This is a genomic window from Streptomyces sp. CNB091, assembly GCF_000377965.1.
In genome coordinates this window covers 111,099-127,826 of the sequence record NZ_KB898995.1, presented here as the reverse complement: position 1 = coordinate 127,826, position 16,728 = coordinate 111,099, and the positions used below count along the sequence as shown (strand labels likewise).

19 protein-coding genes and 1 pseudogene are annotated in these 16,728 nt (G+C 73.7%); 2 read left to right on the top strand and 18 right to left on the bottom strand.

The genetic code is table 11. The annotated features are described in order from the left end of the window. Nucleotides 1-5: 5 nt before the first annotated feature. From trpA to hisI, 9 genes are all read right to left on the bottom strand, one after another. Nucleotides 6-818, bottom strand: a complete 813-nt coding sequence (trpA, locus tag D581_RS0112355) for a tryptophan synthase subunit alpha (RefSeq protein ID WP_018957528.1) — start codon at nt 816-818, stop codon at nt 6-8. Further along, entirely contained in the window at nt 815-2,101 is a 1,287-nt protein-coding gene (gene trpB, locus D581_RS0112350) for a tryptophan synthase subunit beta (protein WP_018957527.1), read from the bottom strand. The genes trpA and trpB overlap by 4 nt, the downstream gene beginning before the upstream one ends. A gap of 139 nt (nt 2,102-2,240) precedes the next feature. Beyond that, nucleotides 2,241-2,453, bottom strand: coding sequence for a tryptophan biosynthesis modulator TrpM (gene trpM / locus D581_RS1000000142050; protein WP_078625789.1), 213 nt, complete (start codon nt 2,451-2,453; stop codon nt 2,241-2,243). 17 nt (nt 2,454-2,470) lie between these two features. Then, entirely contained in the window at nt 2,471-3,280 is an 810-nt protein-coding gene (gene trpC, locus D581_RS0112345) for an indole-3-glycerol phosphate synthase TrpC (RefSeq protein ID WP_010064524.1), read from the bottom strand. A gap of 136 nt (nt 3,281-3,416) precedes the next feature. Next, on the bottom strand, nt 3,417-3,917 hold the full coding sequence (locus D581_RS0112340; protein ID WP_078625817.1) for a DUF2752 domain-containing protein: 501 nt from the start codon (nt 3,915-3,917) through the stop codon (nt 3,417-3,419). A 710-nt stretch (nt 3,918-4,627) separates the two neighbouring features. After that, nucleotides 4,628-4,879 (bottom strand): HGxxPAAW family protein, encoded by a 252-nt coding sequence (locus tag D581_RS0112335; protein ID WP_018957525.1) that lies wholly within the window; start codon nt 4,877-4,879, stop codon nt 4,628-4,630. Between the two features lie 111 nt (nt 4,880-4,990). After that, a complete protein-coding gene (locus D581_RS0112330) occupies nt 4,991-5,665 on the bottom strand; it encodes a TIGR02234 family membrane protein (protein WP_026290449.1) in 675 nt (224 codons plus the stop codon). Between the two features lie 48 nt (nt 5,666-5,713). Continuing rightward, nucleotides 5,714-7,207 carry an anthranilate synthase component I gene (locus tag D581_RS0112325; protein ID WP_018957523.1) on the bottom strand — a complete coding sequence of 498 codons (1,494 nt, stop codon included), beginning with the start codon at nt 7,205-7,207 and terminating at the stop codon, nt 5,714-5,716. 9 nt (nt 7,208-7,216) lie between these two features. Next, on the bottom strand, nt 7,217-7,597 hold the full coding sequence (gene hisI, locus D581_RS0112320; protein WP_018957522.1) for a phosphoribosyl-AMP cyclohydrolase: 381 nt from the start codon (nt 7,595-7,597) through the stop codon (nt 7,217-7,219). 84 nt (nt 7,598-7,681) lie between these two features. Between hisI and D581_RS0112315 the strand changes: the two genes are divergently transcribed. Further along, nucleotides 7,682-8,314, top strand: a complete 633-nt coding sequence (locus D581_RS0112315; protein ID WP_018957521.1) for a TIGR03085 family metal-binding protein — start codon at nt 7,682-7,684, stop codon at nt 8,312-8,314. A gap of 75 nt (nt 8,315-8,389) precedes the next feature. On the opposite strand, the gene D581_RS0112310 is transcribed toward D581_RS0112315, so the two are convergent. The 3 genes from D581_RS0112310 to D581_RS0112300 all read right to left on the bottom strand — a co-directional run bounded on the left by D581_RS0112310 (nt 8,390) and on the right by D581_RS0112300 (nt 11,712). After that, a complete protein-coding gene (locus D581_RS0112310; RefSeq protein WP_018957520.1) occupies nt 8,390-9,670 on the bottom strand; it encodes an MFS transporter in 1,281 nt (426 codons plus the stop codon). 31 nt (nt 9,671-9,701) lie between these two features. Next, the gene (locus tag D581_RS0112305) at nt 9,702-10,289 is read right to left on the bottom strand and encodes an ArsR/SmtB family transcription factor (RefSeq protein WP_018957519.1); all 588 of its coding nucleotides are present in this window, start codon (nt 10,287-10,289) and stop codon (nt 9,702-9,704) included. A 142-nt stretch (nt 10,290-10,431) separates the two neighbouring features. Beyond that, nucleotides 10,432-11,712, bottom strand: coding sequence for a PucR family transcriptional regulator (locus D581_RS0112300; protein WP_018957518.1), 1,281 nt, complete (start codon nt 11,710-11,712; stop codon nt 10,432-10,434). 334 nt (nt 11,713-12,046) lie between these two features. On the opposite strand from D581_RS0112300, the gene D581_RS0112295 reads away from it, so the two are divergent. Continuing rightward, nucleotides 12,047-12,571: a hypothetical protein gene (locus tag D581_RS0112295; RefSeq protein WP_018957517.1), complete on the top strand. Its 525-nt coding sequence runs from the start codon at nt 12,047-12,049 to the stop codon at nt 12,569-12,571. A gap of 101 nt (nt 12,572-12,672) precedes the next feature. On the opposite strand, the pseudogene D581_RS1000000139610 reads toward D581_RS0112295, so the two are convergent. The 6 genes and pseudogenes from D581_RS1000000139610 to hisH form a co-directional block, all read right to left on the bottom strand. Beyond that, nucleotides 12,673-12,897 (bottom strand): annotated as a pseudogene (locus D581_RS1000000139610) (ATP-binding protein); the annotation flags it as partial. Between the two features lie 164 nt (nt 12,898-13,061). Beyond that, on the bottom strand, nt 13,062-13,916 hold the full coding sequence (bdeA, locus tag D581_RS01000000137135) for a bis(hydroxyethyl) terephthalate hydrolase (RefSeq protein WP_486585828.1): 855 nt from the start codon (nt 13,914-13,916) through the stop codon (nt 13,062-13,064). Nucleotides 13,917-14,187: 271 nt separating this feature from the next. After that, nucleotides 14,188-14,943 carry an imidazole glycerol phosphate synthase subunit HisF gene (gene hisF / locus D581_RS0112285; protein WP_018957515.1) on the bottom strand — a complete coding sequence of 252 codons (756 nt, stop codon included), beginning with the start codon at nt 14,941-14,943 and terminating at the stop codon, nt 14,188-14,190. Beyond that, nucleotides 14,940-15,362: a RidA family protein gene (locus D581_RS0112280; protein WP_018957514.1), complete on the bottom strand. Its 423-nt coding sequence runs from the start codon at nt 15,360-15,362 to the stop codon at nt 14,940-14,942. The genes hisF and D581_RS0112280 overlap by 4 nt, the downstream gene beginning before the upstream one ends. Continuing rightward, nucleotides 15,359-16,084, bottom strand: a complete 726-nt coding sequence (gene priA / locus D581_RS0112275; RefSeq protein WP_018957513.1) for a bifunctional 1-(5-phosphoribosyl)-5-((5-phosphoribosylamino)methylideneamino)imidazole-4-carboxamide isomerase/phosphoribosylanthranilate isomerase PriA — start codon at nt 16,082-16,084, stop codon at nt 15,359-15,361. The genes D581_RS0112280 and priA overlap by 4 nt, the downstream gene beginning before the upstream one ends. Continuing rightward, a complete protein-coding gene (gene hisH / locus D581_RS0112270; RefSeq protein ID WP_018957512.1) occupies nt 16,084-16,725 on the bottom strand; it encodes an imidazole glycerol phosphate synthase subunit HisH in 642 nt (213 codons plus the stop codon). The genes priA and hisH overlap by 1 nt, the downstream gene beginning before the upstream one ends. Nucleotides 16,726-16,728 lie beyond the last annotated feature (3 nt).

Here is a 16,728-nt window from a genome sequence, read left to right as displayed (position 1 = left end):
AGGGGTCAGCGCTTTCGAACACCCTCGGCCAGTTCGCCCGCCAGGGAGCGGACGGCGGCGAGACCGGCGGCCTCGTCGGGGGCGTCCAGCATGGCCTTGACGAAGGCCGAGCCGACGATGACGCCGTCCGCGAACCCGGCGACCTCAGCGGCCTGCGCCGCGTTGGAGACGCCGAGGCCGACGCAGACCGGGAGATCGGTGGTGGCGCGGGTGCGTCCCACCAGGTCCTGGGCCTGGGCGCCGACGGAGGCGCGGGTGCCGGTGACGCCCATCAGGGACGCGGCGTAGACGAAGCCGCTCCCGGCCGCCGTGATGGTGGCGAGGCGGGCGTCCTGGCTGCTGGGGGCGACGACGAACACGGTCGCGAGGCCGTGCTTGTCGGCGTGCTCGCGCCACAGCGCGGACTCCTGGACCGGCAGGTCGGGCAGGATGCACCCGGCGCCGCCGGCCTCGGCCAGCTCGGCGGTGAAGCGCTCGACGCCGTAGCGGTCGATGGGGTTCCAGTACGTCATGACCAGGATCGGGACGCCGGTGGCCTCGTGCGCCTCGCGGACCGTGCGCATCACGTCGGCGATCCGGACGCCGCCGCGCAGGGCGATGTCGTCGGCGGTCTGGATGACCGGCCCGTCCAGGACCGGGTCGCTGTGCGGGAGACCGATCTCGACGATGTCCGCGCCGCCCGCGATGACGGCCTTGACCGCCTCGATGCCGCCGTCGACGGTCGGGAAGCCCGCCGGGAGGTAGGCGATGAGCGCCGCCCGGTCCGCGGCCCTGGTGGCGGCCAGGGTGGTGTTCAACAGCTCGATGTTGCCGCTCACTTGGCGTCCCCCTCGATCTCGGCGCGGTCGCTGTCGGCGTCCGCCTCGACGGCGGCGTCCGTGTCGTAGAGCCCGAAGTAGCGGGCGGCGGTGTCCATGTCCTTGTCGCCGCGGCCGGACAGGTTGATGAGAATCAGCCCGTCCTTGCCGAGCTCCTTGCCGAGGTCCAGGGCTCCGGCGAGGGCGTGGGCGCTCTCGATGGCCGGAATGATCCCCTCCGTGCGGGACAGCAGCCGCAGGGCCTGCATGGCCGCGTCGTCGGTGACCGCGCGGTACTCGCCGCGCCCGACGTCCTTGAGGTAGGCGTGTTCCGGGCCGATGCCGGGGTAGTCCAGGCCCGCCGAGATGGAGTAGGGCTCGGTGATCTGGCCCTCGTCGTCCTGGAGGACGTAGGAGCGCGAACCGTGCAGGATGCCGGGCTCCCCCGCGGTGAGGGTCGCCGCGTGCTCGCCGGTCTCCACCCCGTGCCCGGCGGGCTCGCAGCCCACCAGGCGGACGTCGGCGTCGGGGATGAAGGCGTGGAAGAGGCCGATGGCGTTGGAGCCGCCGCCGACGCAGGCGACCGCCGCGTCGGGGAGGCGGCCGGCGCGCTCCAGGATCTGGCGGCGGGCCTCGACGCCGATGACGCGGTGGAAGTCGCGGACCATCGCCGGGAAGGGGTGCGGGCCCGCGACCGTGCCGAAGAGGTAGTGCGTGCGGTCCACGTTGGCGACCCAGTCGCGGAACGCCTCGTTGATGGCGTCCTTCAGCGTCCGCGAGCCGGACTTAACAGCGACGACCTCGGCGCCGAGCATCCGCATCCGGGCCACGTTCAGCGCCTGGCGCTCGGTGTCGATCTCACCCATGTAGATGGTGCATTCGAGGCCGAAGAGGGCGCAGGCGGTCGCGGTGGCGACGCCGTGCTGGCCCGCTCCGGTCTCGGCGATGACCCGGGTCTTGCCCATGCGCCTGGTGAGGAGGGCCTGGCCCAGCACGTTGTTGATCTTGTGCGAGCCGGTGTGGTTCAGGTCCTCGCGCTTGAGGAAGATCCGGGCGCCGCCGGCGTGCTCGGCGAAGCGCGGGACCTCGGTCAGCGCACTGGGCCTGCCCGTGTAGTCGACCATGAGCTCGTTGAGCTCGGCGGCGAAGGCGGGGTCGGCCTTGGCCTTGTCGTACTCGACGGCGACCTCGTCCACGGCGGCGACGAGCGCCTCCGGGATGAACTTGCCGCCGTACGCGCCGAAATAGCCCTCGGCGCTGGGGATCAGACCCTCGGGGTCCGGAATGAAGAAGTCGGACGACATGCGACGTGCTCCTTGGCATGGCAACGGATTGGTTGACCGTATGCGCGAAGCGGCGAGCGCCACCGGGACCGGCATGCGGTCGCGGCGGAGCGGTCGTACGTACGAGAAGGGGTGCTGCGGTACGTCGGCCGGGGCTCGCCTACTGCGCGGACCCCGGGCGCCATCGCATGCCGTTCACCTGGCCGGGCTCGTCGCCGATGACGTACCGGACGCGTCGGCCGTGCACGCGGCGGGCGGGGGCGCGGCAGCCTCGCGGCCTGCACCCGCGTGCCAGCGGGGCGTGCGGGTCCCGGGCCGGAGCCCCGGCCGGGCGGAGGCCCGGCCGGGTGCGGCGCACGGGACGGTCGGTCATGGTCGTCGGTCTCCCCGTCAGCCGCGGCCGTGGCGGAGCGCCGGGTGGGCGCCCGCGGCGACGAGGTCGGCGACGGCGGCGCGCGGGTCGCGGCCGGTGACCAGGGACTCGCCGACCAGGACGGCGTCGGCGCCCGCGTTGGCGTACGCGATCAGGTCGTGCGGGCCCCGGACGCCGGACTCGGCGACCTTGACGATGTGGTCGGGGATCTCGGGGGCGACGCGCTCGAAGGTGGAGCGGTCGACCTTGAGGTCCTTCAGGTTGCGCGCGTTGACGCCGATGATCTTGGCTCCGGCGTCCACGGCGCGCTCCGCCTCCTCCTCGTCGTGCGCCTCGACGAGCGGGGTGAGCCCGATCGACTCGGCGCGCTCGATGAGGGAGACCAGGGCCTCCTGGTCGAGGGCGGCGACGATCAGCAGGGCGAGGTCGGCGCCGTAGGCGCGGGCCTCCCACAGCTGGTACGAGGTGACGATGAAGTCCTTGCGCAGGATCGGGGTGTCGACCTTGGCGCGGACGGCCTCCAGGTCGGCGAGCGAACCGCCGAAGCGGCGCTCCTCGGTGAGGACCGAGATGACGGACGCGCCGCCCGCCTCGTAGTCCGCGGCGAGCGCGGCCGGGTCGGCGATGGCGGCGAGGGCCCCCTTGGAGGGGGACGAGCGCTTGACCTCGCAGATGACGGTCACGCCCTCGCCGCGCAGAGCGGCGACTCCGTCCTTGGCCTGGGGAGCGCGGGCCGCGCGCTCCTTCAGCTCGTCGAGGCTGACGCGCGCCTGCCGCTCCGCGAGGTCGGCGCGAACGCCGTCGATGATCTCGTCGAGCACACTCACGCGAGCGGCCCCCTTCCGAACGGTTGACGGTGGACTGGATCAGCCCTGCCGATGGTATCCGCAGGAGGCCCCGGGGCTCGCATCCGGCCACGTCGCGTCCCACTTCCTGGTCATTCGCCTGGGCCGGGCCGGGCGCTCAGGGGGCCAGGGCCGAGCCGAACGGCAGATTCCGGACCACGGTGAAGAGCAGCAGGACGGCGCCCACACCCCACCACCAGACGGGCGCCAGCCCGATGCGCAGGGGCTGTCCGCGCCAGGCCCGGACCAGCCAGAGGGCCCAGACCGCGGCGAAGAGGAAGTAGCCGACGGTGGCGATCGCGTTGGCTTCGAGCGCCGCGCCGAGGTCTCCGTGGATGAAGGCGTGGGCGCTGCGCAGCCCGCCGCAGCCGGGGCAGAGGACGCCGGTCAGCTTGAGCAGCGGGCAGGCCGGGTAGTGGCCGGACTCGTTGGGGTCGACGGCGCCGACGTACGCGAAGGCGCCCGCGACGGCGGCGAGGATGCCGATGGGGGTGGCCAGGCGGCGCACCCGGCCCGCGGGGCGCTCGGAGCCGCCCGACCAGCCCGTCCGGCGTTCCGGGGCGCCCAACCAGCCCGTCCGGCGCTTGAAGACGGAACCGTGGCCTTGGGGGCCGGGCACCTGCGAGGGCCCTTCGCCCGGGGAACCTGTGATCTCCGGGCCCACCCCCGCGAGGGTTCCGTCCTCAAACGCCGGACCGGCTGGGTCCGGGCCCACCCCCGCGAAGGTTCCGTCCTCAAACGCCGGACGGGCTGGGTGCGGGCCCAGCCCAGCGGGAGTTCCGTCCCCACACGCCGGACGGGCTGGGTGCGGGCCCAGCCCAGCGGGAGTTCCGTCCCCACACGCCGGACGGGCTGGGTGCGGGCCCAGCCCAGCGGGAGTTCCGTCCCCACACGCCGGACGGGCTGGGTGCGGGCCCACCCCAGCGGGAGCTCCATCCTCAGCCGCCGGACGGGCTGGGTGCGGGCCCACCCCAGCGGGAGCTCCATCCTCAGCCGCCGGACGGGCTGGGTGCGGGTCCACCCCGGCGGGAGCTCCATCCTCAGCCGCCGGACGGGCTGGGTGCGGGTCCACCCCGGCGGAGGTTGCGTCCTCAGCCGCCGGACGGGCTGGGGCGGGCCGGGCCATGTCAGGGGTCGGGCAGACCGTCAGCGGCATGGGCCCGGGAGCCTGCTGAGGGGCCGATTCCCGGTCCGGCGGCTGGGCGGCTGAGGGGGTAGGCGAGGCGTCCACCCGCTGATTGTCCCCCGCCGACGCGAAAAGGCGCAGCCCCGGGTGAGGGCTGCGCCTGTCGGCGTGTCGGTCGCCGGGACGGGCCGGCGTCCGTGGGGTCAGTGGGAGATCTGCGCCCGCCCGGCGCGCTCCCTGGCCTCGATCAGCTCGGCCGACTCCTTCGGCATGCCGAGGCCGGCCACCTTCATGGCGAGGCCCACGAGACCGCCGGCGAAGATGACGGCGATGCCGGCCCAGAAGCCGAGCGGGTTGGCCGCGACCATGAAGACGCCTGCGACGCAGAAGCCGATGAAGGCGATGATGACACCGGTCCAGGCGGCCGGGGTGTGTCCGTGGCTCGTGCCCGCCATGAGTTGCTCCTCGTTGGTGTTGCGCCGTGGGTGGCGCTGTACGTGTGGCCGCCGCCCGGGGACGGCTCGGGTTCATTGTCCCGTACGGGACCGTGGGAGGTGAGCGTGGGGTCAGGCCTCGCGCGTCGGGTCCTCGCCGCGGTCCAGGGCCTTCCACAGGTCCTCGGGCCGGTCCGGGTCGGGGGCGGTGCGGGGCGCCTTGCCGGGGCGGGGGGTGCCGTCGCGCTCGTACTTTCCGGACATGGCGGGCCAGCGGTTGCCGTAGCGCAGGGCGAGGAGCCCGGCCAGCAGGATCAGCAGACCGCCGGCGGCGGTGACGTAGGGCCAGGCGGTGTGACCGATCGCGTGGATGGTGGCCGCCGCGTCGCCGGTGGTCCTGGCGGCCTCCTCGTCGAGGGCCGTGCTGTCGGAGCCGCCGGCCCAGGCGCTGAGCGTCGCTCCGAGGCCGCTGAGGGCGAGGAGGGCGGCGACGATCCGGCGGCCGACCCCGCGTACGGCGAAGACGGCGACGAGGGCGGCGAGGCCGACGACGGCCAGGGCGGCCGGGGCGCCGGTGACGTCCTGGCCGTCGACGCTCAGCGGGAGGGCGCCGCCGCCGGTGGCCGCGTCGCCCTCGGCCCAGGTCTGCCCGGAGGCGAGGAGGACGACGGTCGCGCCGACAGCGCCGAGGAGCAGACCGGCCGCGAGACTGCGCCGGCTCCCTGCGGAGTCGGGCGCGGCGCCGGACGCGGAGTCGGCGGTTCGGGCACGGGGCTGGGGTACGGGGACAGCGCTCACGCCCTCCACTATCCCCTACCGCCCCGACGCCCGTGGAGCCGGTCGGCAGTCAGCGGTTCAGCGGTCGTGGAGCCGGTTGGCCGTATGGACGGCGCGGAGCACGGCCGCGGCCTTGTTGCGGCACTCGGTGTCCTCGGCGACGGGGTCGGAGTCGGCGACGACCCCGGCTCCGGCCTGGACGTACGCCGTGCCGTCGCGGAGCAGGGCGGTCCGGATGGCGATGGCGGTGTCGGAGTCCCCGGCGAAGTCGAGGTAGCCGACGCAGCCCCCGTACAGTCCGCGGCGGCTCGGTTCCAGCTCCTCGATGATCTGCATGGCGCGGGGCTTGGGGGCGCCGGAGAGGGTGCCCGCGGGGAAGCAGGCGGTGAGTACGTCGAAGGCGGTGCGGTCCTCGGTGACGCGGCCGGTGACGGTGGAGACGATGTGCATCACGTGGGAGTAGCGCTCGATCGACATGAAGTCGACGACCTCGACGCTGCCGGGTTCGCAGACCCGCCCCAGGTCGTTGCGGCCGAGGTCGACGAGCATCAGGTGCTCGGCGCGCTCCTTGGGGTCGGCGAGGAGTTCGTCGGCGAGCGCCTGGTCCTCCTGCGGGGTGGCGCCCCGGTGCCGGGTCCCGGCGATCGGGTGGACCATGGCCCGGCCGTCCTCGACCTTGACGAGGGCCTCGGGGCTGGAGCCGACGACGTCGAACCCGTCGAAGCGGAAGAGGTACATGTACGGGGACGGGTTGGTGGCCCGCAGCACCCGGTAGACGTCCAGGGCGCTCGCCGTGCACGGGGTCTCGAAGCGCTGGGAGGGGACGACCTGGAAGGCCTCGCCCGCCCTGATGCGCTCCTTGATGTCCACGACGGCGTCCCTGTAGGCCTCGCCGCCCCACAGTGCGGTGTACGGCGGCAGTTCGGACGGGGGCAGGACGGCGGGGGCGCTCGCGACCGGACGGCGCAGGTCGCGCTCCATCGCGTCGAGGCGGGCGACGGCGTCCGCGTGGGCTTCGTCGACGCCGGTGACGAGGTCGTTGTGGTTGATCGCGTTGGCGATCAGCAGGACGGTGCCGTCCCGGTGGTCGAGGACGGCGAGGTCCGAGGTGAGGAGCATGGTCAGCTCGGGCAGCTTCAGGTCGTCGCCGCCGTGCTCGCCGATCTTCTCCAGACGGCGTACGACGTCGTAGCCGAGGTAGCCGACCATGCCGCCGGTGAAGGGCGGCAGGCCCGCGTCGCTCACCAGGTCGCGGGGGGTGTGGAGGGTCTCGACGGTGGCGCGCAGCGCGTCCAGCGGGTCGCCGGCGACCGGAACGCCGACGGGCGGGGTGCCGAGCCAGTGGGCCTCGCCGTCGCGGGCGGTGAGGGTGGCGTCGCTGCGGACGCCGATGAAGGAGTAGCGCGACCAGGTCCGGCCGTTCTCGGCGGACTCCAGGAGGAAGGTGCCGGTGCGTTCGGCGGCGAGCTTGCGGTACAGGCCGACCGGGGTGTCGCCGTCCGCGAGGAGGCGGCGGCTGACGGGGACGACGCGCCGGTCGACGGCCAGTTTGCGGAAGGTGTCGAGATCCATGGCCGGACCTTAGCTGTCGAGGAGGGGCAGGGCGTCGGCGTCGAAGCAGGTGCGGTCACCGGTGTGACAGGCGGCGCCCGTCTGGTCGACCTTGACGAGGACGGTGTCGGCGTCGCAGTCCAGGGCGACGGACTTCACGTGCTGGACGTGACCGGAGGTGTCGCCCTTGACCCAGTACTCCTGACGACTGCGCGACCAGTAGGTGCAGCGGCCCGTGGTGAGGGTGCGGTGCAGCGCCTCGTCGTCCATCCAGCCGAGCATCAGTACCTCGCCGGTGTCGTACTGCTGGGCGATGGCCGGGACCAGGCCGTCGGCGCCGCGCTTGAGGCGGGCTGCGATGGCCGGGTCGAGGCTGCTGGCGGGCGGCATGGCGCCGGGCGTGCTCGTCATGGGCCCATTGTGCCGTGGCCGCGAGGGCTTTCCGGGCGGACGTCCACTGGGCGGACCAGGGGTGACGGTCGTACGCTGGCGTGCATGTCGACCCATGCGAAGCGTGAACGTCTTCTGCTCGCCGATCTGTTGGAAGCGGCCGGCCCCGAGGCCCTCACCCTGTGCGACGGCTGGAAGACCCGCGATCTGGCCGCCCATGTGGTGGTCCGCGAACGCCGCGCGGACGCGGCGGGCGGGCTGCTGGTGAGCGCGCTGAAGGCCCGGCTGGAGCGGGTGCAGGCGGAGTTCGCGGCGAAACCGTACGAGGAACTGATCCAGCTGATCCGCACCGGCCCTCCCCGGTTCTCCCCGATGTCCCTCAAGCAGGTCGACGAGGCGGCGAACACCGTGGAGTTCTTCGTCCACGCGGAGGATGTGCGCCGGGCCCAGCCCGACTGGTCGCGCCGCGAGCTGGACCCGGTCTTCTCCGATGTGCTGTGGTCCCGGACCGAGAGGACGGCCCGCCTGCTGGGCCGCAGGTCCCCGGTGGGGCTGGTGCTGCGCCGCCCGGACGGCCAGACGGCGGTGGCCCACAAGGGGACGCCGGTGGTGACGGTGACCGGGGAGCCCGCCGAGCTGCTGCTGTACGCGTTCGGCCGGCAGGACGCGGCGGACGTCGAGGTGGAGGGCGACCAGGCGGCGGTGGAGCGGCTGAGGACGGCCGAGCTGGGCATGTAGGCCCGGGGCGGGGGGTGCCGGGGCGCCTACGATTCCGGATCAGTCGGCCGTTCCGGGTCATCCGGGGGAGCCGGGTCAGCGGGGCAGTTCGGCGCGGCGGAGTGCGGTGAAGGCGAGGCCGGCCGCGCCACCGGTCGCGCACACGGCCGCGCTGACGGCGTAGACCGGCCCGGTGCCCCAGAGGGCGATGGCAGCCCCCGTGACGGGGTAGCTCAGCGGGATGAGCGCGTAGGTGAAGAACGTCGATACGGAGGTGACCCGGCCCAGGTACGCCGGATCGGCGGTGGTCTGGACGAGGGCTCCGCACAGTGCGGCGGCCAGTCCGCCGACGAGGCCGACGAACGCGGCGGCCGCGGCGGCGAGGGCCACCGACGGGGCCTGGGCCAGGGCGGCGATGCCCGTCGCGCCGACGAGGGCGGTCAGGCACATCACCAGCCCGGCGCGCGGCACCCGGCCCCGGACGGCGAGGAGGAGGGCGGACCCGGCCGCGCCGGCGGCGAATCCGGCGACGATCCAGCCCATGCCGGCCGCACCCCAGCCGCGCTGCTCGGAGAGCAGGATCATCCCGAGGTTGAGCGGCCCGACGAAGCCGAGCTCGCTGAGGCCTATGACGATCATGAGCGGGCCGAGCACGGGGTGGCGGCGGATGTACCGGAGCCCGTCGACGAGGTCCTGCCAGGCGTTCGGTGTCGCCTCGGTGTCCGCGGGCGCCTCGTCGGACTCGGCCGGGGTCCCGCCGTCCTTGACCGGCCCGGGCAGCGGTCTGATCCGCAGGCTCAGGAGCAGCGGCAGGGAGAGGGCGAACAGCACTCCGGCGGCGGCGAGGGCGAGCGAGGGGCCGCCGGTCGCCACGGCGACCCCGCCCAGCGGCGCGCCGATGATCGAGGCGCCGCGTGCGGCGAGTCCGCGCAGGCCCTGGATCCGGGCGAGCTGGCCCGGAGGGCTGATCCGGGGCGGCAGGGCTCCGACGGCGGGCAGGAACAGGGCGTCGACCGCGCCGAAGAGCAGGGCGACGGCCACCAGGACGCCCACCGTGGGTGCGGTGAGGATCAAGGTCGCGGCGAGCCCGAGGACGAGCAGCGCACGGGCGGCGTCGCTGCCGATGACGACGCGGCGGGGCCCGAGCCGGTCGGCGAGCACTCCCCCGCCGAGCATCAGGAGAGCCCGGGGTATCGAGCCGGCGGCGAGGACGAGGCCGGTGCCGGCGGCGCTGCCGGTGCGGGCGGCGGCCCAGGCGAGGGCCATGAAGTAGATGCTGTCGCCGATCATCGACGCGGTGTACGCGCCGAGCCAGCGCAGGACGTTGGGGTCGCGGTGGGCGGGGCGTTCAGGGGCTTCCACGGCGGTGACGGTCATGTCGTTCGTCCTTCCGGGCGAAGTGACGGGCTCAGGGGCGGAAGGGGAATCCGTACGTGTGCAGGGCGACGCTCTCGCGGCCCTCCGTGTCGCCCGCTTCCTCGCGGGCGCGGCCCGTTTCCTCGTAGCGGTCGATCAGCGCGCCCATCTCCCGGCCGAGGGCGGCCAGTTCCGCCGCGGTGAGTCGCAGGAGGTTCTCCGCGCTCCAGGAGGCGCCGCGCCAATCCGCGTCCCAGGTGTGCCGTGCGTCCTGGTGAGCCCGGTAGAGCTCGACGTGCTGGTCGAAGGACATCCGGCCGGCGGCGGCGTAGACGGCCGCCTTGTCCGGTGCGTCGTCGAAGTCCGTGTCGCTGAAGGTCAGCCCTCGGGAGGACGGCTGCCACCAGCGCTCCCGGCCGTCGGTGCCCTGGCCCTCGGCCGGTTCGATCAGTCCGTGGTCGGCGAGCTTGCGCAGGTGGTAGCTGACGAGGGAGACCGCCTCGTCGACCTGGTCGGCGAGCTGGGAGGCGGTGGCGGTGCGCTTGATGTGCAGGGCTCGGTAGAGCTTCAGGCGCAGGGGGTGGCCGATCGCCTTGAGGGTGTCGAGGTCGGAGACGCGGCGTCGCTCTTCACTGGGCATGACTCGACCGTAGATGCACAGGAAAAGTTGCGCAAGAATAATTGCGCAATATTTGTTGTGAGGTTTTCCAGGTGCCCGTTCTTCGGATGTCAGTTCTCCAGGCGTCAGCTCTTCAGATGTCAGCTCTTCAGGCGTCAGCCCTTCAGGTGCCCAGCAGCCGCCGCGCCGCCAGGGCGAGCGAGACCTCGACCGCGTCCCGGGGGCGGGTCAGGCAGCGGCCGGTGAGCTGTTCGAAACGGCGGAGGCGGTTGAGGACGGTGTTGCGGTGGCAGTAGAGCCGCGCGCCCGCCCGCTGCGCCGAGCCGTCCGCGTCCAGCCAGGCGGTGAGGGTCTCCACGATGACGTCGCGGTCGGCGGGGTCCAGGCGGCCCAGCGGGCCCAGCACCCGGTCGGCGAGCGCCCCGGCGAGCGCCGGGGACGACACGACCAGGGCGTCCGGGAGGTGCTCGTCGAGCAGGACGGCGCCCCCGGACGCGGGGCAGGCGCGCAGCGCGGTCTCCGCCAGCCGCCGGGCGTCGCCGAGGGCGGCCAGGCCCTCGACCGCCGAGCCGATCCCGGCCCGGACGCCGGCCGGCACGTCCAGCGCGGCGGCCAGCTCGCCCAGCTCGCCGGGCGGGCCCGCCAGCGGCAGGATCGCGAACTCGGCTTCCGGGCCCGGATGCCAGAGCGCCGGGGCGGCCGGGCCGCCGGGCAGCGGCAGCGGCGGGCGGGCGGCGGACCCCGGGCCGCGCGGGGCGGCGGCCACCGCGAGCACGGCGTAGCGGCCCTGCTCCGGCAGGCCCAGCATCGCGGCCGCCTCGGCGAGGTCCGCGATCCGGGCGGTCCCGTCCAGCAGGGCGGCGACCATGAGCCGCTGCCGGTTCTCGCGCCGCCAGGACAGCCGCCGCTCGGCCTGCCGGTAGGCGTCCGCGACGATCCCGCAGTGCTCGTCGACGAAGTTCCACACGTCGGCGGCGACATGGACGAGCAGCCGCACGTCGTCGGGGTCGCGCCGGGCGGTCTCGTCCACGAGGTCCTGCCAGACCATCGCGCCGCCCATCCGGAAGGCGTGCAGGACGGCGTCGAGCGGCACGCCCTGCTCGGCGCGGATCTCGCCGATCCAGCGGGAGGTGCGGTGGGCGGACTCCCGGAACTCCCGGGGCTGGATCAGGGAGCCGACGTTGTGCCGCAGCGAGTGGTGGACCTCCTGCCAGACCTCGGCCCGGCCGGAGTCGATGGCCGCCCGATAGCCGGGCTCCTGGGCGTACAGGGCCTCGACGAGCCGGTCGGTGAGGGCCGGCAGCGAGGCGACGAGGACCCGGGCGGCCCGGTGCAGCACCTCGACGGCCTCGCGGTCGGCCAGGGACCGAAAGCGGTGCGGCAACGGCGTTGCCGGGGACGGGCCGTGCGGCGCCCCGATCCGCGAACGTACGACCTGTGACATGGCGGCCTCCACCGGGAATCGACCGGCCGCGCGAGCGGCGGGCCCGGCACCCGGCCCGGGCGGGGCGCGAGCGCGGCGACACGATCCTGACGCCCGCAGAATGACATACCGCCCGGTCGGTACCTAGGGGTCTGCGCGGAACTCGTCATCACGGTCTCGCAACCGACCACGTCCGGGTCCGCGTCACGCTCGGCGACCGGGTCCGGTTCCTCCCCGACCGCCCTCGGCCCTTCTGAGGGGTTCCAGGTCCTCCCCGGCGGGTACGCCCCTCACCCGCAGGGCGGAGACGGTCCGCCGCAGCGGACGAAGCGCGGCCGCCGTGCTCAGGACCAGCATGGACGTCATGACGCCAACGCCCCCGCCCCTCCCCGCCTCCGCGCCCGCCTGGGCTCGCCGCGCCGCCCACGCGATCGCTCTGTGCGCCGTCCCGTCGGGCCTGTGGCGCATCGCCATGGCTTCCGGTGTCCCTGTGGGCTACAGCGACCAGGTGCTGCGCGACGTCTTCGACATCCCGGGCTGGGGCATCGCGTACGTCGTCGGCCTCTCCGTCCTCGCCGAGCTGGCCGCGCTGTTTCCGCTGCTGCTCGTCAGCGACCGGTGGCGACCGCTCCGCCCGAGGGTCCTCGCCCCGCTGGCCTGGACCGCCTCGGGCGCCCTGGTTCTGGTGGCGCTGTGGCAGCTCGTGGTCGCCGTGACCGTCGAGAGCCAGACGTACCTGTCGAGCGGTACGGCACAGACGGTCTGGGGCCTCGCGTTCGCTCCGCTGTTCGCCATCCCGGCCCTGATGACCGCGGTGACCTGGTCGTACGCCAAGCGGCACCGGACACGGGGACAGGCGCAACCGCTGCCTCGCCGTTGACACCGACCCCACCCCGGCCGGCCGCGTGAACAGCCCTGCGGGTCAGTACGGACGGCGGGCGCCAGGCCGACGGCGAGGGAAGGACCGAGCGGGGCGACCGGCCCGCCGCCCGGCACGGGCCGTCCGGTGGAGGCGGCCGTGGCGTACAGCACGGGGCCCCGGTCCCGGTGTGCGTCGGCGGCGGCGCGCAGCAGCGCCGTACGGCCGAGACCGGGCGGTGCGGCCAGCACGAGCGCACCTCCGTCACCTCGCCACAGCAGCTCCAACAGGCTTTCCAGAGTGGCGAGTTCATCGTCCCGGCCGTACAGCCGGAGCGGACTGCGCACGGTCGTCGATGGGGTCACACCGGCACCGTACGGTCGCGGCGGCGAGGGTGGAAGCGCCGCGTCCGGGTCCCCGGCGGGGTCGGCCCGGTGCGGTGCGCGCTCCCAGCCGGAGCCCTGCCGCGCTGTGCCGGAGCACAGCGCGGCGGGGCCGGAGGACGCCGGGATCACGCGGTGTGCGGGCAGTTGCCCCGGTACTCCGCGATGGTCAGGCTCGGCTGCGGGAGCGGGCAGAGGAACTGCTCGTAGCGGGTGTCGTTGTCGATGAATCGCTTCAGCCAGGAAATGCTGTACTTCGCGATCGTCGTGTTGGAGCTGTTCGGCGTGAAGTGCGAGGCGCCGCGCAGCTCCAGATACGCCTTGTCCAGGGAGCCGGGAAGCGACTCGTAGAACGGCTCGGAGTGCGTGGAGACGGGGGCGACCGAGTCACCGTCCGCACCCACCACGAGGGTGGGCGTACGCAGTTCGGGCCAGGTCTTGTCGGTGTTCCAGCCGGTCAGCGGGATGGCCGCCTTCAGTGAGGTGCGGCTCTTGGCCGCCTCCAGGCTGCCGCCGCCCCCCATCGAGTGGCCCATCACCCCGAGGCGGGAGGCGTCGACCCGGGTCCGCACCGAGCTGCGCTGGGTCAGGTAGTCCAGAGCGGCGAGGAGTTGGCGGCCCCGGCTGTCGGGCTGGTCGAGCGTGGTGTTGGTGTCGATGGTGAAGACCACGAAGCCCTGGGACGCCAGGCGCGGGCCGAGCCAGGCGATGGAGGACTCGTAGGCGGTGAAGCCGGGCGAGATGACGACCGCGCCGAACGTGCCGTCGGCGGTGGAGGTCGGGTAGTAAATGGTGCCGCCGCCGAACCCGCTCACGACGAGCGAGGAGACGGAGGTCTGCGAGGTGGCGTAGGAGCCGCGGCTCGCCTCGACGGAGGCGTTGGTGGGGGCGGGGCCGCGCTCGTAGGGGTTGTCGGCGGCCTGGGCGGCCGGGACCAGGGCGGTCATCAGGAGACCGGCGGTGGCCGCTGCGGCGGTCAGCAGACCCGCGAGTGCCCGGGGGCGGCTCGGGCGTGGGGGGGGTGCTGGTGCGAGGGGAGGAGGTGCTGCTGCACGAGGGGGATCCTCTCGGTGGTGGCGGAACCGCACCACGCGAGGCCCGTGAAGCCCGTCGTCCGGGGGCTCGGGGTGCGTCGCGTGGCCGCCGACGTCGTCCGTCGGCGTTCGCCACTCTCACGCCGCGTCCCGTGAACACGCATCGGCGGTATCACCGGCCTCGGGTGGGCCGGTGACACCGCCGGTTCTCGTCAAGGGCTCAGCGGACCGGGTGGCCCGCTTCCCGCAGGGCGCCCTTGACCTCGGAGATCCGCAGGTCACCGAAGTGGAAGACGGACGCGGCGAGCACCGCGTCGGCCCCCGCCTCGATCGCCGGGGCGAAGTCGGCGAGTCGGCCCGCGCCGCCGGAGGCGATGACGGGGACGGTGACGTGCCCCCGTACCGCCTCGATCATCTCGGTGTCGTAGCCGTCCTTCGTGCCGTCGGCGTCCATCGAGTTGAGCAGGATCTCGCCGGCGCCCAGCTCGGCGGCCCGGTGGGCCCACTCGACGGCGTCGATGCCGGTGCCCTTGCGGCCGCCGTGCGTGGTGACCTCGAACGTGCCCTCCGGGGTGCGGCGGGCGTCGACGGAGAGCACCAGGACCTGGCGTCCGAACCGTTCGGCGATCTCGCGGATGAGGTCGGGGCGGGCGATGGCGGCGGTGTTGACGCCGACCTTGTCGGCCCCGGCGCGCAGCAGCTTGTCGACGTCGTCGGGGGTGCGGACGCCGCCGCCGACGGTGAGCGGGATGAAGACCTGCTCGGCGGTGCGGCGGACCACGTCGTACGTCGTCTCGCGGTCGCCGCTGGAGGCGGTGATGTCGAGGAACGTCAGCTCGTCGGCGCCCTCGGCGTCGTACAGCTTGGCCATCTCGACGGGATCGCCCGCGTCGCGCAGATTCTGGAAGTTGACGCCCTTGACGACCCGGCCGTTGTCGACGTCCAGGCAGGGGATGACCCGTACGGCGAGGCTCACTTCGCGCCTCCCCGGTAGGCCTCGACCTCGACCTCGACGACCAGGCCCGGGTCCACGAAACCGGACACGATGATCATGGAGGCGGCGGGGCGCACGGCGTCGAACAGCTCCTTGTGGGCGCGCCCGATGTCCTCCACGTCCCGGGCGTGTGTGAGGTACATCCGGGTGCGGACGACGTCCTCGCGGGTGAGGCCCACCTGCTCCAGCGCGGCGAACGCGACGTCGAAGGAGGTGACGGCCTGCTCGTACGGGGAGCCCGCGGAGATCTGGCCGTTGACCACGGAGGTGCAGCCGGCGACCAGGACGAGCCCGTTGGGGAGCTCGACGGCGCGCGAGTAGCCGAACTTCTCCTCCCAGGGCGCGCCGGTGGAGATCCGGCGTACGGAGGAAGCTTCGGTGGACCCAGGCGAATCGGTCATGCGGCGACCGCCTTGAGGGCCTCTTCCAGCGTGAACGCCTTCGCGTACAGCGCCTTGCCGACGATCGCGCCCTCGACGCCCTCGGGGACGAGGAGGGAGATCGCGCGGAGGTCGTCGAGCGAGGAGACCCCGCCGGAGGCGACGACCGGGCGGTCGGTGGCCGCGCAGACGTCCCGCAGCAGGCCCAAATTCGGCCCCTCCAGGGTGCCGTCCTTGGCGATGTCGGTGACGACGTAGCGGGCGCAGCCCTCGGCGTCGAGGCGGGCGAGGGTCTCGTAGAGGTCGCCGCCGTCGCGGGTCCAGCCCCGGCCGCGCAGGGTGGTGCCGCGGACGTCGAGGCCGACGGCGATCTTGTCGCCGTGCTCGGCGATGACCTTGGCGACCCACTCCGGGGTCTCCAGGGCGGCGGTGCCGAGGTTGACCCGGCGGCAGCCGGTGGCGAGGGCGGCGGCGAGCGAGGCGTCGTCGCGGATGCCGCCGGACAGCTCGACCTTGATGTCCATGGCCCCGGCGACCTCGGCGATCAGGGCGCGGTTGTCGCCGGTGCCGAAGGCGGCGTCCAGGTCGACGAGGTGCAGCCACTCGGCGCCGGCGCGCTGCCAGGCGAGGGCGGCCTCCAGCGGGGAGCCGTAGGAGGTCTCGGAGCCGGACTCGCCGTGCACGAGGCGGACGGCCTGGCCGTCGCGGACGTCGACGGCGGGGAGCAGTTCAAGCTTCGGCATTACAGCGTCTCGATCCAGTTGGTCAGCAGCTGGGCGCCGGCGTCGCCGGACTTCTCGGGGTGGAACTGGGTGGCCCACAGCGCGCCGTTCTCCACGGCGGCCACGAACCGTTCGCCGTGCGTGGCCCAGGTGACCTTGGGGGCACGGATCTTGGCGTTGGTCACTTCGAGGGACCAGTCGTGCGCCGCGTAGGAGTGCACGAAGTAGTACCGGGCTTCGGCGTCCAGGCCCGCGAAGAGCCGGGAGTCCTCGGGGGCCTCGACGGTGTTCCACCCCATGTGCGGGACGACGTCGGCCTTCAGGGGGCCGACCGTGCCGGGCCATTCGTCCAGGCCCTCGGTCTCCACACCGTGCTCGATGCCGCGCTCGAAGAGGATCTGCATCCCGACGCAGATGCCCATGACGGGGCGGCCTCCGGAGAGCCGACGGCCGACGATCCAGTCGCCGCGGGCCCGCTTGAGCCCGTCCATGCAGGCGGAGAACGCGCCGACGCCGGGGACGAGGAGCCCGTCGGCGTTCATCGCACGGTCGTAGTCGCGGGTGATCTCGACGTCCGCGCCGACGTGGGCGAGGGCCCGCTCGGCGGAACGGACGTTGCCGAAGCCGTAGTCGAAGACGACGACCTTCTTGGTGTCAGTCACAGC

Excerpts from the sequence above, each read along its gene's own strand:
- trpB (WP_018957527.1), bottom strand. The coding sequence starts at position 2,101 with ATGTCGTCCGACTTCTTCATTCCGGACCCCGAGGGTCTGATCCCCAGC.
- trpM (WP_078625789.1), bottom strand. The coding sequence starts at position 2,453 with ATGACCGACCGTCCCGTGCGCCGCACCCGGCCGGGCCTCCGCCCGGCC.
- D581_RS0112335 (WP_018957525.1), bottom strand. The coding sequence starts at position 4,879 with ATGGCGGGCACGAGCCACGGACACACCCCGGCCGCCTGGACCGGTGTC.
- D581_RS0112325 (WP_018957523.1), bottom strand. The coding sequence starts at position 7,207 with ATGGATCTCGACACCTTCCGCAAACTGGCCGTCGACCGGCGCGTCGTC.
- hisI (WP_018957522.1), bottom strand. The coding sequence starts at position 7,597 with ATGACGAGCACGCCCGGCGCCATGCCGCCCGCCAGCAGCCTCGACCCG.
- D581_RS0112315 (WP_018957521.1), top strand. The coding sequence starts at position 7,682 with ATGTCGACCCATGCGAAGCGTGAACGTCTTCTGCTCGCCGATCTGTTG.
- D581_RS0112310 (WP_018957520.1), bottom strand. The coding sequence starts at position 9,670 with ATGACCGTCACCGCCGTGGAAGCCCCTGAACGCCCCGCCCACCGCGAC.
- D581_RS0112305 (WP_018957519.1), bottom strand. The coding sequence starts at position 10,289 with ATGCCCAGTGAAGAGCGACGCCGCGTCTCCGACCTCGACACCCTCAAG.
- D581_RS0112300 (WP_018957518.1), bottom strand. The coding sequence starts at position 11,712 with ATGTCACAGGTCGTACGTTCGCGGATCGGGGCGCCGCACGGCCCGTCC.
- D581_RS0112295 (WP_018957517.1), top strand. The coding sequence starts at position 12,047 with ATGGACGTCATGACGCCAACGCCCCCGCCCCTCCCCGCCTCCGCGCCC.
- D581_RS0112280 (WP_018957514.1), bottom strand. The coding sequence starts at position 15,362 with ATGACCGATTCGCCTGGGTCCACCGAAGCTTCCTCCGTACGCCGGATC.
- priA (WP_018957513.1), bottom strand. The coding sequence starts at position 16,084 with ATGCCGAAGCTTGAACTGCTCCCCGCCGTCGACGTCCGCGACGGCCAG.